This is a genomic window from Okeania sp. SIO2C9 (assembly GCF_010672455.1).
In the GTDB taxonomy this organism is placed as follows: Bacteria; Cyanobacteriota; Cyanobacteriia; order Cyanobacteriales; family Microcoleaceae; genus Okeania.
In genome coordinates this window covers 103,325-120,200 of record NZ_JAAHGO010000017.1, presented here as the reverse complement: position 1 = coordinate 120,200, position 16,876 = coordinate 103,325, and the positions used below count along the sequence as shown (strand labels likewise).

The window sequence follows — 16,876 nt, the reverse complement described above, 5'->3', positions numbered from 1 at the left end:
ACAGTTCATTTTTCAATAAGCAATAGGGAGTCAAAATACAACTTTAATTTATGCTTCCGGAGAAACCCTATATTCCTTACTTAGGATAATTAGTTTTAAGCTTTAATTCTACAATATTCAGATAGTGTGCCATGTACAAACAACAAGTACAAAAAAGAAGTAAACCTCAAACAATTTCAGACATTGAATTAATCAATATCTGGTTACAACAAATTCCTGCTATAAATAAATCATTTCATTTATATATAGCTCAAATGTTCCTGAAATTTGTCAAAAAGCCACTAAAAAAAGTAACTCAAGTAGATGTTGTAGCCTTTGCAAATATTCAGGGTATTCGCTCTAATAATCGAGAATTAGATCGAAATAAACGATTAGAAGCTATTAATTCTCTGCTAAAATTTGGTCAGCAAACTGGTATACTCCCTAATACTCAAAAAAAGATATTGTCTCCTACTATTAAAAACTTCAACAAATCAGCCCCCTCTAAATACAAAACAGAAAGTAATTATACTACTCGGAAAATACAGAAACAGCCCTTAAATTGGTTTAAACTGTTGAACATCCAGCTAGCTTGTACCTTATTAATTATTTTCGTGTTACTTATGGCCATCTTAAAACTATTTCGAGAAGTGGGTGGGGGCGCAAATGCTGCGGATGAAAAATGGCCAGAAACAGTAGCTATTATGCCTGAGATTGAGCCAACTCAGAATTGGGCTTATCCAGTAAATGTACCTAGAATACGAGCTTTTCTGGATACAATTGCTGTAACAGAAGGTACCACAGGTCCTCGAGGTTATTATCGCCAATACACAAACGACCATTTCTCTAGCTTTGAAGACCACCCTAGAGAAATGAAATGTGGCATTGATAGGAATAACGAAAAACTTTGTTCTGATGCAGCAGGTAGATATCAGTTTCTGAGTACATCTTGGGACCTCTATGCTCCTATGGTAGGTGCTAAGAACTTTGGTCCCACTTATCAAGACCGTGTAGCTATAGAATTGATTCGAGAAAAAGATGCTCTGGAAGATATTGAACAAGGGAGAATTGAAGAAGCTTTTAGAAAGTTATATATGGTTTGGCCGTCATTTGGAGAAACAACTACAGAAGTTGAACGGCTCATGCCTAAACTTGTAGGAACTTACAATAATAACTTGGCTCGGTATCAACCTCCTGAGATATCTTCAGAACAAAAGCCTCAGATGTAGTTTGAAGGAGATGGGGAGATGGAGAGATGGGGAGATGGGGTGATAGGGGGATGGGGGGATGGGGAGCATTGACTTAATCCGAGAATAACGATATAATCGGCATTTAAGCATACTTTTAGGCAGGTGGCACTCACCCATAAATGAAATCCATCAGAACAAAACTCAAATTAAATAATCGACAGAAAACGCTCTTGGCTCAACACGCTGGCTATTCACGGTGGTGCTACAACTGGGGTTTGAGTCTGTGGAATGCTGCTTATCAGGACGGTTACAAGCCTAATGCTCGTAAACTCAGAGAAGTGTTTACTAACCATACTAAACCACTTTATCCTTGGATGAAACGCTTATCTTCTAAGGTGTACCAATATGCTTTTCCTACGGAATGCTGCGCAAACATCAACTTAGGTGAAGCATTTAAGAGGTTTTTTCAAGGTTTAGGTAAACATCCAAAGTTTAAGAAGAAAGGTAGGTCTGATTCTTTCACAATTGATAATTGTGGAAAACCAATAAAACTTAATGGTTGGTCTCATAAATTACCTTTTATTGGTTGGGTAAAAACTTATGAACCCATTGAAGCAACAACTCAAAAAATCACCATTAGCAAACAAGCTGGTGATTGGTTTCTTAGTTTAGCTTTTGAATTTGCTCCAACAGTAACACCGAAAAATACTGAAGTTGTAGGTGTAGATTTAGGCGTTAAGACACTAGCAACACTAAGCACTGGTGAAGTTTTTCCAAGCATCAAGCCTTATCGTACAGCTCAAGACAAACTAGCAAAATTACAACGACAACTTAGTAGGAAAGTCAAGCATTCAAGTAATTGGTACAAAGCTGTAGTTAGGCTAGCCAAACAGCATAGACGAATAGCTGACATCCGTAAAGACGCACTTCATAAATTGACAACATATCTAGCTAAAAACCACGGCACTGTTTCAATTGAAGATTTGAACGTCAGCGGTATGTTAGCCAATCATAAGCTGGCGAAATCTATAGCAGACCAAGGATTTTACGAGTTTAGAAGACAGCTTGAATACAAGTGCCAATGGTACGGCTGTGAATTAGTAGTAGTAGACAGATTTTTTCCATCTTCTAAGACTTGCTCTAGTTGTGGTCATGTACAGGATATGCCTTTGAATATCAGAACTTATGACTGCCCAGAATGTGGTCTATCCATTGAGAGAGACTTGTTTGCGGAGCATTCCGTAGGAAATGCCTCAATTAATTTAAGAGATGCGGTTGGCTTGACCGTGAATGCCTGTGGATGAGTAACCGCTGACGGTCTCAGTTGTTTGCGTAGCATTCCGCAGGAAAGCAGGAAGTAAACATCAATTTATCACTTTTTGTGACGCGTTGTATCAGTTTTATGAAGCAGATGGATTTGATATCAAATATCACTTCTAACTTTTGACTTTTAACTTTTGACTTTAGTATGGTACTATGTCCTGTTTGTGGCACAGAATATATTGACACATTCCCAGAATTTTGTTCTGTCTGCAGTTGGGATTTAACATCAGACACCACTTTCCTTTCTACAGCAGAAATATATCAGCGAAAAGAAGAAGCAAAATTGAACTGGGCTAGACAAATGTGGAAATTTGTACAAGACCAGAAAAATCAAAATATTCATAATAATACCATAAGTTTACCTTTTGCACAAGTAGATGAGGTAAATCACAATCAAAATTTCAATGGGGACCTCAAAAGACAACTAGATAAACTACAAGCTCAGTTAGATCGGGCAGCAATGGAACGCTTTCAGCTTCATTCTCAGCTAGAGTGGGTACTTTATCGCCTCGAACAACTTAACCCAGAAATATTGACAGATACTTTATATCGTATTGAAGAAAATCTAAATGCCATGGCAACTCCTGAAGCACCGATGTCAGAAGTAGGGATAGACTATAACCCACTGATAAATCTTTTGGCTGCAGGAAAATGGCGAAAAGCGGACGAACTTACCTGGGAGTTGTTGTTGCAAGTAACCCTCCGCGAAGATGAAGGTTGGCTACAGTTAATAGATATTGAAAATTTTCCCTGCACAGACCTTCTGACTATTGACTGGCTTTGGGAATATTATAGTAACGGGTTGTTTGGCTTAAATGTACAACAACGTATATGGGAAAGTGTAGGTGGACAATATGGAGATTTTTGTGATCGCGTGGGATGGCGAGATGGAGAAAGTTGGAAATATTATGATGAACTTAGTTTTAACCTGCAAGCTCCAGAGGGTCACTTACCTATAATTATATGGCGACGACGTGCTTGTTATGGAGTTGGTAAAATGATGGCTCCTGAAACTTTTGTTGCTTTGATATCGCGACTAATAATTTGTAGTGGCAGTAGTTAACGAAGTCATAAGTTAGATAAAGAAAGCATTGGATTAGCAACGTACAGAAGTCAAAAGATATTAATTGATAAAATCATGACTACAGAAGAAAATGAAAAACCTTCACCTAATCAAAGTCAAACTACTGGAAATATAGATTTTTCTGGTGACGAAAATGCAATGGCTTTGGTAAATGTAGCAAGTACAGCTAATATTAATCAATCTAAGACTATTATCTACAACTATTGTTATGAAAAACAAGAAGTTATAACATCTACTGAAGAAGATGTAGATGATAATTTACCTTGTCCCTATCAAAGCTTATATCACTTCAATCAACAGGATGCCGAATATTTCTTCGGGCGAGATGTATTTATTGAAGAACTCTATCAAGCTACTCAGACAAAGAGATTTATTCCTGTTCTTGGTGCATCTGGGAGCGGTAAATCTTCCGTTATTTTTGCAGGATTAGTTCCGAAATTATTAATAGAAGGAAATTGGCTATTTACCCACTTTCGTCCCGGAAAAGACCCATTTTATGCTCTTGCTCAAGCATTAATTCCACTCTACACACCTGACTTAAATCAAACTCAACTCATTATTCAAACTGACGAGTTATCCGAATATTTAAAAGATACAAAAAAGACTAATCAATTACTAAAAGTTTTTGAGAAAATACAACATAATCATCCTCAAAGTCGGACTTTATTAATTGCCGACCAATTTGAAGAACTTTATACTCTTTGTAACGACGAACAAACCCGCCGGAATTTTCTAGATATTCTCTTAAATACATTTCAATCTTTCAAGGAACAATCTTCTTTATCTACTTTATTAATTACTACGATGCGGGCAGATTTTTTAGGAAATGTATTGTCTTATCGACCATTAGCCGATGTTCTACGAAATAATGGAGATGTGAAAATTCCCTCCATGAACGAAAAAGAACTCAGAGAAATTATTGAAAAACCCGCTCAAAAATTAGGGGTTAACTTTGAAGCAGGATTAGTAGAACGTATTTTTAAAGATATAGAGAAAGAACCAGGAAATTTACCCTTATTAGAATTTGCTTTAACAGAACTTTGGAAAAAACGCCAAGGTAAAATTTTAACTCATAAAGCCTATAAAGAAATTGGTCAAGTATCAGGTGCATTAACTCGTTATGCTGATGAAAAATATAGTCAATTCAAACCAGAGGAACAACAAAAAGTCCACCGCATTTTTGTACAGTTAGTTCGTCCAGGGGAAGGAACAGAAGACACTCGACGAGTCGCTACTAGAGAAGATTTGAATGAGAGCAATTGGAATTTAGTCAAAAAATTGGCTGATGCGCGGTTAGTGGTTACCAACCGTAGAGTTGTGACCCGCGAACAAAAAGAGAATTCAGAGCAACAGCAAAAAACAGAACAAGAAACTGTTGAAGTTGTCCATGAAGCCTTAATTAGAAACTGGGGTCAACTCAGAGAATGGATGGAAGCAGACCGAGAATTTCGTGCCTGGCAAGAACGAATGCGAGGGATAATGCGTCGTTGGCAGGAGATGCAGCAAGATCGGGAACAATTATTGCGAGGGGCGGCACTTGTCCAAGCAGAGGAAAAACTCAAAGAGCGTCAAGAGGAACTTTCTGAAGGGGAGAAAGAGTTTATTCGGTTGAGTCAAGAACAGCAAGAAAAGGAATATAAACAAAAACAACGCCAACATCAACAAATATTTGGTGGACTGGTCACGTTTTCTGTAATAGTTTCTCTTCTTGCTATTAGGACTTTTATTGGAGAGCAAAAAGCCCTGAATGCCCAGATAAGTTCTGAAATTAATAATTTAAAATCACGGTTTGTTGCAACTCAAAATGTCGATGCACTAATTGAAGGTATTAAGCTTGGGAAAAATTTAAAAAAAGCTAACTGGGTAGAAATGAAGACCCGCATTCAAGGTATTGATATACTGCGAGAGATGGTTTATTGGCAGGGTTTCAAGGAGTACAATAGCTTAGATAGACATACTACAGAAATTAATAGTGTAGCTTTCAACCATGATGGTAAATTAATTGCTTCAGCAAGTTCTGACACAACTGCGACAGTTTGGAGAGAGGATGGTACTGTTGTAACTACTCTTAGAGGACATAGTAAGCCAATATTAAGAGTAAGGTTTGGATATCATGTAGCTTACGGAGATGAGGAACTAATTGCTACTGCCAGCCAAGACACAACAGTAAAAATTTGGACGCGAGATGGCACTTTAATAGATACCTTAGATCATAATTCTCAAGTTTATAGAGTCGTTTTTAGCCCCAAACGCGATCTAATTGTAACTGCCACTAAAGATGGCACTGTAAAATTCTGGAAATTTGATGGTAGCTCGTTTCAAATATTCAAAGAGCATAAAAGACATAGCAAAGAAGTCAGGAAAATTTCCTTCAGTCCCAATGGAGAACTAATTGGTACTGCTAGTTTTGATGGTACTGTCAACCTTTGGAAATCTGATGGTAGCTTCTTTAAAACTCTCACAGGACATCAAGGACATAAAGTTTACAGTGTTGCTTTCAGTCCCAATGGCGACCTAATTGCTACTACCAGTGCCGATAAGACTGTTAAACTCTGGACATCAGATGGCAATCTGCTAAACACTCTCGAAGGGCATAAAAAGACAGTTTTTAGCGTTGTTTTCAACCCCAGTGGCAATCTAATCGCTTCTGGAGGTTTTGATAACAATGTCATACTTTGGGACCTTGATGGCAATTTAGTAAATATTCTGGAAGGACATAGTGATAAAGTTTTCAGCGTTGTTTTTAGCTTCGATGGCAGCCTAATTGCTACTGCTGGTGCAGACAACACCATTAAACTCTGGAGACCCAACGGTAACTTAGTGGACACTCTTGAGGGACATAGCAATCCCATTTACAATGCTGTATTTAGCCCCAATGGTACTCTAATTGCTTCGGTTGGTATGGATAATACCTTAAAACTTTGGAAAAAGAATACAGTAACAGACACATTTAATGGATATCATTGCCGACGTATTGCTTTCAGTCCCAAAGGAGATTTAATTGCTTTGGCTTGTTACGATAAGCAACTCTATATTTTGGACTATCACGCTCTGTTGAAGTCCAATGCTACTCCTATTGCCTCTGGAATAAGTAGCAAAGGTCTCAACAGTGTTGCCTTCAGCCCCAAGGGTGATTATATTGTTACAGGTAATGCAAGTGGTATAATTGAAGTTTGGAAATCTGACGGCAGTTTGCTTAATAATTGGAAAGGACACGATAAAAATATTTACGACATTGCTTTTAGTCCTGACGGAAATATAATGGCTACTGCTAGTCGCGATCGCACAATAAAACTCTGGAAACCTGATGGAAGTGAAGTAAAGACTCTCTCAGATAATAGCCATACGGTTCTGAGCGTTATTTTCAGCCCCACAAAAGATCTAATTATTTCAGGAAGTTACGATGCAAAACTTAAATTCTGGAGACAAAATGGCATTCCCTTAAGGACTCTCGAAAAGCATGAAGGTAGGATTTTTAGTATTGCCTCTAGCCCCAATGGCGACCTCATTGCTACTGCTAGTGCCGATCAAAGCGTCAAACTTTGGAAACCAGGTGGCCGTTTTTTAAGGAGTTTCAAAGGTCATAGCAATTTAGTTACGGGAGTTGCTTTCAGCCCCAAGGGTAATATGATTGCATCTACAAGTCACGATAAAACAATCAAACTCTGGAAACGAGATGGGACTTTAATACACACCTTACTTGGCCATAATCACCTGGTCGAATTTCTTGCTTTTAGCCCCAACGATGATATTCTTCTAACTATTAGTGACGATAAAAGCCTCAAACTTTGGAACTTAAATCTTGATGATTTGCTAGTACACGCTTGTAATTGGGTGCGCGACTACCTGAAGAATAACCCCAATGTCAGTGAGGAGGATCGTCGTCTGTGTGGAATAGAACCTTCTGCAACAGCCTTCTTTTTACAGGGCGAAAAATTGGCAGCAGATGGTAAAATTGATGAAGCAGTTTCTGCTTTTCAAAAGGCAGTAAAACTTGACTCTGACTAGAGTTTAAATTCAGCAAAGAGTCTCGTTTTTATTGGAAATAAATTAGTCACACAAGGTCAAGTTGATGAAGCAATTTTAGCTTATAATCAAGCTCAAGAATTGGATTCAGATTTAGAAATTTATGCTGATGATTGGAATTATATTTGCTGGAAAGGTAGTCTGAACAAGCAAGTAGAAAAGGTGATGTTTGCTTGTGAAAAAGCAGTTAAAATTGCCCCTAATAATGGATTAATTCGCAATAATAGAGGTTTCGCCAGAGCATTAACATCTGATTTAATGGTGCTATTGAAGAGTTTGAAGTGTTTATTAAATCGAATTATAATGCAGAATAAAAAGCAGAATAACAAGGTGGGATTGAATTTCTGAAAAAGAAATAAAATTCTTTTACATTCGAGGAATTAGAGAACCTTCGTTAAGAGTAAATACTGTAGGTTGGGTTGAGGAATCGAAACCTAACATAAAATTACATAACATAACATTATTTCTAGATAATACCAATTTAATAAAATAATTTTACAAATGAGTGGTTGGAAATTCTGATCAAATATAGAAACTATTTGGTCTCTTTTAAATTGATTTTCCTTTCTACAGCATTCGCGCTCGAAATTATAACTAGGGTCTGCTGAATAAAGTCTTTTTGTTGGGGTAGGAGACAGGAGACAGGAGACAGGAGACAGGAGGAACGGGGAATGAACGAGGAGATAGGAGTAAGAATTGTCTCTTAATTTTTCTGCCATAATCACCCCAAAATACTAGCTTTTTGAGCTTTTTCTACCGAAAAACTGGTACTTTTTTAGAATCTAAAAACGCTAAAACCTATGTCAGCCAATGCTTTGGTATTTAATCAGCAAGCCCTAACTATTTTTAGTTGAATAAAAAGTCATGTGTATGGGCGAGTATAACCATATAGTTTTTATTATATCAGAATTTTTGTGAGGATGCAACTGAAATTCCTTTGACCCGCCGATTTTTTTCAGGAGCTTCAGAGAATGAAAATGTTTGTGGTTTTTCACTGATATAGTTAGAAATTTTCCCACCCATCTAAGACTTAGATTAGCCTAAATTACCCTGAATCACTTTTCTATATTCACTCTTACGCTTCACACCTTTCAACTGTTCAACCAAACCCTTATTCTTAAAAAACTGAATCGTCGGTGTAGACATTACCCCCGCATTCTGAGCAATTTCTGGATCTTGCTCAATATCAATCTCTACATAATGAATTTTTCCCTCAAACTCTTGTAAGACCTTCTCCAAAATAGGCTTCAAAGTATGACATGGAGCACAGGTAGGAGCAGAATACTTAACTATAATTAGGCGATCGCTCTCGTGGTAAAGTTTCCGCAAAGCATAACCACCCAGATGGTGAGTAGCATTCTGGTCAAAACTCTCAACAGTATCAACAACTATCTCCTCATCCGACTTCTGAGTAACTTTTTCCTGAGCAAACTCCTGTGCCAAACCTCTTTCCGACAACCATCTCTCTACCAACATTGCTCCCATACAACCACTACCAGCAGCAGTTATTGCCTGACGAAACTCACTATCTTGGACATCACCCACAGCATAGACACCTTCAACGCTAGTTTTAACCATATCTCGAGTCAGCACATAACCCTTCTCATCCAATTCCAACTGCCCTTGAAAAATTTGAGTATTTGGGGTATGACCAATAGCATAAAACAAACCACCAACTGGTAAATCCTTTTGTGTTCCAGTCTGATTATTTCTGAGTTTCACACCTTCCAACACACCATTACCATATACATCTATAACTTCAGTTTGCCAATGAACAGTAATTTTCGGATTTTCTAAGACTCTCTGCTGCATAGTCTTACTAGCCCGCATCTGGTCTCGACGTACCAATAAATGAATATGAGAACCATACTTAGTTAAATAAAGAGACTCCTCCGCTGCAGTATCCCCACCACCAATAACTGCTAATTCCACTCCTTTAAAAGCAGGGTTAGCTCCATCGCAGACAGCACAAGCAGAAATACCACTATTCCAAAATTTTTCTTCACTAGGTAGTTTGAGTTTTTTGGCAGTTGCCCCAGTAGCAATGATGATGCTATAAGTCTTAATTTCTCGTTCCTCTGACTTAATAGTAAATGGGTACTGAGTTAAGTCTACAAAAGTAACATCTTCGGTGTATAGTTCTGTTCCCCAGCGAACTGCTTGATTTTTCATTCGTTCCATTAATTGGGGTCCGGTAATACCTTCGGGAAAACCAGGAAAGTTCTCTACTTCAGTAGTTGTCATTAGTTGACCGCCTGGTACACCTCCTATTTGATAACCTTCAAAGACTACTGGTTTGAGGTTAGCACGTCCTGCATAGATCGCAGCAGTATAGCCTGCTGGTCCTGAACCTATAATTACTAAGTTTTCTATTCTTTGTTTTGTCATAATATCAGACTTCGTGTTCATCAATTGATAATGAATAATGGATAATTACCTCTGGTTTTAACCGTTAAGGAATTGAATATCAGGAAATCTGATTTTTTTTCTCCTCGCTCATGAGAGGCAATAAAGCCTAATGGATTAATTATCCATTGTAAGAGTATTGGGCTTCTTGCAACATCATGTTGGGTCAACAAGAAAGCATAGAAGGCAAAGGATAAGTTGAACCTATATTAGGAACTTCAAAGCGTAGTATAAAGGGCAAGTAGTCAGTGATATCATGTCATAATAATTACCTTTATTGAAGAAGGCAGCTATGCTGTTTGCGTAGCATTCCGCAGGAAAGGCAGAAAGTCTAATTGCTTATGGATAGTCAAAGACCGGGCACTCCATGTCTTATAACCCCAAACAATTTTAAGCACCACCCTTGACGGTGGGGAATTAAACCCGCAAAAGAAAATATAAAAATCTCCTCCATCTCCCAACACTTCTATATTATTGTCGAAAAAAATGTCAGCTTTTCAGTCCAAAAAGCTCAAAAAATCAGTATTTTAGGCAGGCAAGAACAGAAAATTAAACAGACAATTCTTCCTCCTACCTCCTCTATAATTCTCCGTCCCTCCTGACTCGGTCCTCCTACTCTGACCAAAAGACTTTTTCAGCAAACCCTAAATACATAGCAAGCCACTGATGTTTGTTGTACTTTTTCTGTGACAAATTTACGCACAGGTACTTACATTTTAATCTAAGTTTTCTGCTTTACGTTTAATTTTGGCTACCTACTGTTATTAACATTATTAAAACAAATATTTCTGAAGAGATAATTTTAAAATTGTCATGTTAAGCACATTATGAATAAACGTAAAGTTGGGTAGTTATTGACATTATTCTCAATTATTTGACGAATTTACTGAATTTGCAGTCTATGATATGATTTTTATAGTCACAGGATTGGTGTGATTAATTTGTAAAAAAACTCTGGAAACTATATTGAAATCGTATGATGTTAAGTAATTTTAATTTTAATTTGTTGGAGGAAAAAAACAATTTTTCTAGAGACAGCTTAACAATAAAAGCCGAAAATTTGACAAAAAACTAGGTTTGTGTATTGCCGTTTTAGTTATTGGTAGGAATTGCACTGAAACAGAAAAAATTATGGACAGAATATTAGAACCAGAGGTCATGGACACATGGGAAGAAGCAGAAGAATATGACTCAATGGACTTTTTGGAAGTCAATCAAGCCTTTGCAAAAAGTTCTATAGAAATCGGCCCAAAAAAAGGATTGGTTCTTGATGTCGGTACTGGTACTGCCAGAATACCGATATTAATATGTCAGCAACAACCAGAATGGCAAATAATTGGCATTGATTTATCAAAAAATATGTTGACTATTGGAGAGAGAAATATTGAAAAAGCACAATTACAATCGCAGGTCAAATTAGAATTAGTAGATGCCAAAAAATCACCCTATTCAGAACATAGTTTTGAGATGGTAATTTCTAACAGTATTGTTCACCATTTATCAGAGCCATTACTATTCTTCCAAGAAGTTAAAAGAGTTTTGCAGCCTCAAGGTGGAATATTTATACGAGACTTACTTCGTCCAGAAACTCCAGAATTAAAAGAGGAACTTGTAGACAAATACGCTAGAGATTGTAATCAACATCAACAGAAATTATTTAGAGATTCTTTGCAAGCTGCTCTAACGATTGTTGAAGTAGAAAAAATAGTTAAAGATGCTGGTATTAAAGAAGTAAAAATATATCAATCGTCAGATAGGCATTGGACTGTAGAAAGAAAATGGTCAAAAATAGAATAGACATCTTCACCAAAAGAGGGAACAGGGAATAAGGAACGGGGAACCCACCCCTCGCCCCTCCCCCTCCCAGGAGGGGAATAATTTATAATTTATGGATAATAATTGATTTAATTTTTGTTTTTTGGAGATGTCTAATAGTCTTGAATAGTAACAAGTTCATACCAAGCTTAGTTACATCTTAAATCGGTGTGTTCTGCCGTAAGCATTTCCTGCGGACTGCTGCGCAAACAGCCGTCAGCTATTAGCTATAAGCTATTAATTTTGGGGAAGGTAAAAATAATTGAGAAATTGAAACAGAATAAAAGTTACTGTTAAAGTTCCCCTCCTCAACCTAATAAGTAATGAATAATTAGGGTTTGCTGATAGCTGACTGCTAATAGCTGAATGCTTACGTTCTGCCTTAAGCACAACATTTTATCGAGCGGAGATATTTTCAAAAATTAATGATTAATAATTACCTATTTGTTTTAAAATGATTTTTTTTCTTAATTTATTCAAATAAGAAGAGGCTTTAAACTTTAATTATTAGGCAAAAGCTAGTTTGGGTTTAGATAACTTCTTAATTCCTATATCTAATAACCTTGAATTTAGTACTCTAAAATAACTCAAAACATTAACTATAACAGGGAACAGGAAACAAGGAACAGGAAACAGGAAACAGGAAACAGGAAACAGTGGCAAAAACTTTTCTCTGTCTCAGGTTCATCATCAGTCTATGTCCTAACCAACTCGTTCCTTGCTATATAAATAGATGTTTTTATAAGTTAAAAAATTATTGAAAAATTGTGTCTTTGATTCGTTGGATTTCTGACGAATAATCTTGAGATATCTATTAGCTAGATTTAGTCAAAAAGACATCACTTCTATTAAAGGATATGATTTGATTATTGAGGCATTATCTTTAGCTGGACTTTAGGAAATTGGCATGAGAAAGCAAAACCACAGTATGTAGTAGATTTTTTGGAAAAATATTTAAGATACATGATTTTCATTAAAAATTTTTTATCATAACACTATACAGAATTGAAAAGTGGTCATAAGCTGTTAATAGAAGGTTAAAAAAATCAAAAGGAAGGAATTAGGGCAGAAGTTAGAAATATTTAGATTGCGGAGTTGTGATTGACCGCGATGTGTTTGCGTTTGCGCAGCATCCTGTAGGGAAGCATGACCTAGGAAACGCGGCGATCAATATAAAAAATAGGGCGGTAGGGCATTCCGTCCTTAAAGCACGCGCTTGCCCGACGGAATACCGGGGCTGCGAAACGAGAAGCCCACACTAAGCGCGCCAGCGAGCGTGTGGGAGTATGTCACTCAGGGATTAACCCTTGCTCTCTAAAGATTGTGCTTATGGAAGAAGCTACGGGCGGTCAAAAGAATTTAGTCAACCTTCTTCCCTTTTCCCTATTCCTTCAAGTTAATTTTTTCCATAGGAGCAATAGATTATGACCACAACTACAAGGTTTAATTCTTATCTAATGGGCAATTTTGCCCCAGTGAGCGAAGAAATTACTGTTGACAACTTAGAAATCAAAGGCGAACTTCCTAGAGATTTGTCAGGAATGTATGTTCGTAATGGCCCTAATCCTCAATTTACCCCTCTAGGTAAATATGACTGGATGGATGGTGATGGAATGCTGCATGGAGTGAGAATTAGTGGTGGTAAGGCAGAATATAAGAATCGTTATGTGCGGACAGGAGGATTTGAAGTTGAACGAGACTTGGGTTATGCGGTCTGGAGTGGAAGATTAGAACCGCCTCAAGTTTGTAATCCTTACGGGCCGTATAAAAATGTATCTAACAGTAGTGTTAGTTATCACAATGGCAAATTATTATCTTTTTGGGAAGCAGGGTTGCCTTACGCAGTTAAAGTTCCTAGTTTAGAAACAATTGGTCCATATTTGTGCGATGGTTACTTGGATTCTACTTTCACTTCTCATCCGAAAGTCGATCCTATGACTGGAGAATTAATATTCTTTGGTTATGCTCTTGATGCACCTCCTTATTTAAAGTATGGGGTGATTTCTAGTCATGGTGAGTTGCTACAAATAGTACCTATTAATATACCTGTGCCCAGTGGGCCACATGACTTTGCCATTACAAAAAATTATACAATTTTGATAGATTTACCATTGAGATTCCGTCCAGAACGAGTGGAGAAAGGTTTACCTGGTTGGATTTTTGAGAAGGGAGTGCCAAGTCGGTTTGGTATTTTGCCTCGGTATGGAAATAATGAAGATATTCAATGGTTTGAAGCTCATCCTTGCTATATCAATCATATTTTGAATGCGTATGAAGATGGGGATGAAGTAATATTGTATGCTTGTCGGATGAGTTCAACTCATTCCTATGCTAGTAACTTTAGAGATAGAGATCCTGATGAGAATATTCCTCGAATGTATGGTTGGGCATTTAATCTCAAAACTGGCGCTGTGAGAGAAGGAATGTTAGATAAAAGACCATCGGAGTTTCCTTCGATTAATCATCGCTTTGTCGGACGAGAGATGCGTTATGGCTATACTTCTAGGATGGCTTCACTGCAACCCTTGTTTGATGGGATTATTAAGTATGATTTTTATACTGGTAGGTCAATAACCCATGATTTTCAGGAGCAATGTTACGGGGGGTCTGTAACATTTGCGCCGAGAATAGGTGCTATTGATGAGGATGATGGTTGGTTACTAACCTTTGTGTATGATGAGAAAGATAAACGTTCTGAGTTATTGGTAATAGATGCTCAGAATATGAGAGAAGATCCTGTGGCACGAGTGATGTTACCTCAGAGAGTTCCTTATGGTTTTCACGGTACTTGGATATCTGAGATGCAGTTGATCAATAGGGTTTGCTGAAAAAGTCTTGTTAAGGAGTAGGGGAGTAGGGGAGTGGGGGAGTGGGATCAATTTATCATCAAGGGAGAAAAATTGTATCCTTTACTCTATAATTCTTCGTCCTTCCTAACTCCTGAGGACTGACTCCTAATTTGAGGCAGACAAGAGCCAAAAAATCATTCTGACAATTCTTCCTAACAACTACTCTATAATTCTCAGTCCTTCCTAATTCCTGAGGACTGAGGACTGACTCCTAATTATTTAGTCCAACGATTTTGACTTTGTTCTAGATGTTCTATTGACATCCTCCCGACGCTGCACTTGCGTGACAGCGCGGGATTCCCTAGCATCACTGTTAGGGGCTTTCTGCTTCAATGCACCCGCCTTCCGAGATTTACTCTCTTCGGGTCTTACGGTCGCTCCACAGACTGACACTGCTCCTCCCGCAGCCTTCGAGCGTGGGCGTTCCCTCTCTTGGTCAGCGTTCCCTTGCGCCTGTCGGCGGCGCGGGGTCTGACCGCTTGCGTCTGACGCCGACGCGGGTTCCCATCCGCAAAATATTTATACTTGCGTTGATATCCCGGTCATGGTGAGTAGCACATTCAGGACAATCCCACTCTCTAATATTGAGAGGCAATTTTTCTACTACATGACCACAATTAGAACAGCGCTTGGAACTAGGGAAGTATCGGTCAATTTTGACTAACTTCCGTCCATACCAATCAGCCTTGTATTCTAATTGCCTCACTAATTCTCCCCAGTTAGCATCACTTATCGCTCTAGCTAATTTGTGGTCTCTTGGTGCGCGTTCCCTTGCGACTGGCGTCGTCGCGGGGTCGCACCGCTTTTTGACAATGTTTCGTACTGCTAAATCCTCAACTACAATAGTTTGATTTTCTCTAATCAGTTGTAGGGGAGCCGTCGGATTGGCGACGTATGTTAGCTTGTGAGTGTAATCAAGTCTTGAGTCTTTAATCAAGCGCGTGTATCTTGGCTACTTTCAGCCTGGCCTTTTGATAGTTATTAGACTTTTTGTTGGGTTTTCTATCTAGGGATTTCTGGGCTATCCTCAGTTTTTTATGTAACCTCTGAAGATTTTTTGGGTTGGCAACTTTTTTACCATCGCTGGTGCTTAGTAAGCTGGTAATGCCTAAATCAATGCCAACTTGTTTGGTAACAGGTTTGAGTTTTAAATCTCTGGTATCATTAACTCTTCATTGATACAGACCATCTACCACTAGGCTCAAGCTTGACAGTAATTGTGCTAGGTACACAACCTCCTGGTAGTTGCCTACTCCATCTAATAGGTAGTGGTTCTGAACCCGATCGCTAAATAAACTTGGCCATCTTTCCACTTAAATGCTGAATTCACGAAGTCGGCACTACCACCGTTGCGCTTTTTCTTGAAGTTGGGATATTTCGCCTGTCCACTAAAAAAATTGGTAAAAGCAGTTTGTAAATGTCTCAAGCTTTGCTGCAATGGTACACTACTTACTTCAGTCAGAAAATCCAAGTCTTCCTGCTTTTTCCAGGAAGTTAGCATGGCTGAAGTTTGCTTGTAACTTACTCGCTCTTTGTTCTCATACCAGGCAGTAGTTCTAGCTGCTAAAGCTTTGTTGTAGATGAGGCGTACACATCCCAACGCTCTCCGCAACAGACTTTCCTGCTCTAGAGTTGGGTAAAATCTAAATTTGTACGCTTTTTCCACCATCTACTGACTAATTTTCAACCCACAACATTCTAACAGATCATTTGTAAACCCGCAACATTGATTGGTTTTCCCATACGGTGCTCCCCTACGGGAGAGCGCGGGTCTTCAACCAACGTTTTGATAAATAAACCATAGTCTTCCACTGTGACGTTCTCCTACATCAAATCAAAGATTATGATGTAGGCTTCCCAACCTCGCGGACGCGGGCTTTCTGTTTCACAGGGAGTGCAACCACTTAACCCTCACCAGACAGAGATGATGAGACCCACCACCTTTTTGTACTGAACAATTCTGTACTCCGATACACACCCTCAAGAGTTTTACCTTTTCACGGGCCGACCGCGAACTTCATGAATTGAACCCCATACTCGCTATTTGTTTTCTATGTGCTGTTATCAAGTGCGTATTACCGCTACTCCGGATATAATCACCAATAACACAAAAAAGCACACAATGCAAGAAATAATTGGACCCTACGCGGTTTATTTGTTGGTCGGCAATTCCCCTCCCGTTATACAAATGTTAACGGGAGACC

The 16,876-nt window shown here is 38.3% G+C and carries 8 protein-coding genes and 1 pseudogene; 7 read left to right on the top strand and 2 right to left on the bottom strand.

What is annotated here, in order from left to right:
* Positions 1-131 precede the first annotated feature (131 nt).
* From F6K23_RS16190 to F6K23_RS16170, 5 genes are all read left to right on the top strand, one after another.
* The gene (locus tag F6K23_RS16190; protein WP_293157338.1) at positions 132-1,208 is read left to right on the top strand and encodes a glycoside hydrolase family 104 protein; all 1,077 of its coding nucleotides are present in this window, start codon (positions 132-134) and stop codon (positions 1,206-1,208) included.
* 140 nt (positions 1,209-1,348) lie between these two features.
* Positions 1,349-2,473: an RNA-guided endonuclease TnpB family protein gene (locus F6K23_RS16185; protein WP_293157335.1), complete on the top strand. Its 1,125-nt coding sequence runs from the start codon at positions 1,349-1,351 to the stop codon at positions 2,471-2,473.
* Positions 2,474-2,637: 164 nt separating this feature from the next.
* Positions 2,638-3,555 (top strand): GUN4 domain-containing protein, encoded by a 918-nt coding sequence (locus F6K23_RS16180; RefSeq protein WP_293157332.1) that lies wholly within the window; start codon positions 2,638-2,640, stop codon positions 3,553-3,555.
* A 75-nt stretch (positions 3,556-3,630) separates the two neighbouring features.
* On the top strand, positions 3,631-7,584 hold the full coding sequence (locus tag F6K23_RS16175; protein ID WP_293157329.1) for a WD40 repeat domain-containing protein: 3,954 nt from the start codon (positions 3,631-3,633) through the stop codon (positions 7,582-7,584).
* Positions 7,585-7,683: 99 nt separating this feature from the next.
* Positions 7,684-7,950: a hypothetical protein gene (locus F6K23_RS16170; RefSeq protein ID WP_293157326.1), complete on the top strand. Its 267-nt coding sequence runs from the start codon at positions 7,684-7,686 to the stop codon at positions 7,948-7,950.
* 687 nt (positions 7,951-8,637) lie between these two features.
* Here the strand turns inward: F6K23_RS16170 and trxB are convergent.
* Entirely contained in the window at positions 8,638-9,990 is a 1,353-nt protein-coding gene (trxB, locus tag F6K23_RS16165; RefSeq protein ID WP_293157323.1) for a thioredoxin-disulfide reductase, read from the bottom strand.
* A 1,149-nt stretch (positions 9,991-11,139) separates the two neighbouring features.
* Between trxB and F6K23_RS16160 the strand changes: the two genes are divergently transcribed.
* On the top strand, positions 11,140-11,805 hold the full coding sequence (locus F6K23_RS16160) for a class I SAM-dependent methyltransferase (protein ID WP_293157320.1): 666 nt from the start codon (positions 11,140-11,142) through the stop codon (positions 11,803-11,805).
* A 1,442-nt stretch (positions 11,806-13,247) separates the two neighbouring features.
* Positions 13,248-14,651, top strand: coding sequence for a carotenoid oxygenase family protein (locus F6K23_RS16155; RefSeq protein WP_293157317.1), 1,404 nt, complete (start codon positions 13,248-13,250; stop codon positions 14,649-14,651).
* Between the two features lie 532 nt (positions 14,652-15,183).
* On the opposite strand, the pseudogene F6K23_RS16150 reads toward F6K23_RS16155, so the two are convergent.
* Positions 15,184-16,341 (bottom strand): annotated as a pseudogene (locus F6K23_RS16150) (RNA-guided endonuclease InsQ/TnpB family protein); the annotation flags it as partial.
* Positions 16,342-16,876: the final 535 nt, after the last annotated feature.

What these genes read in the sequence shown, in the direction of transcription:
- F6K23_RS16190 (WP_293157338.1), top strand. Translation starts at nt 132, where the DNA reads ATGTACAAACAACAAGTACAAAAAAGAAGTAAACCTCAAACAATTTCA.
- F6K23_RS16155 (WP_293157317.1), top strand. Translation starts at nt 13,248, where the DNA reads ATGACCACAACTACAAGGTTTAATTCTTATCTAATGGGCAATTTTGCC.
- F6K23_RS16180 (WP_293157332.1), top strand. Translation starts at nt 2,638, where the DNA reads ATGGTACTATGTCCTGTTTGTGGCACAGAATATATTGACACATTCCCA.
- trxB (WP_293157323.1), bottom strand. Translation starts at nt 9,990, where the DNA reads ATGACAAAACAAAGAATAGAAAACTTAGTAATTATAGGTTCAGGACCA.
- F6K23_RS16175 (WP_293157329.1), top strand. Translation starts at nt 3,631, where the DNA reads ATGACTACAGAAGAAAATGAAAAACCTTCACCTAATCAAAGTCAAACT.
- F6K23_RS16160 (WP_293157320.1), top strand. Translation starts at nt 11,140, where the DNA reads ATGGACAGAATATTAGAACCAGAGGTCATGGACACATGGGAAGAAGCA.
- F6K23_RS16185 (WP_293157335.1), top strand. Translation starts at nt 1,349, where the DNA reads ATGAAATCCATCAGAACAAAACTCAAATTAAATAATCGACAGAAAACG.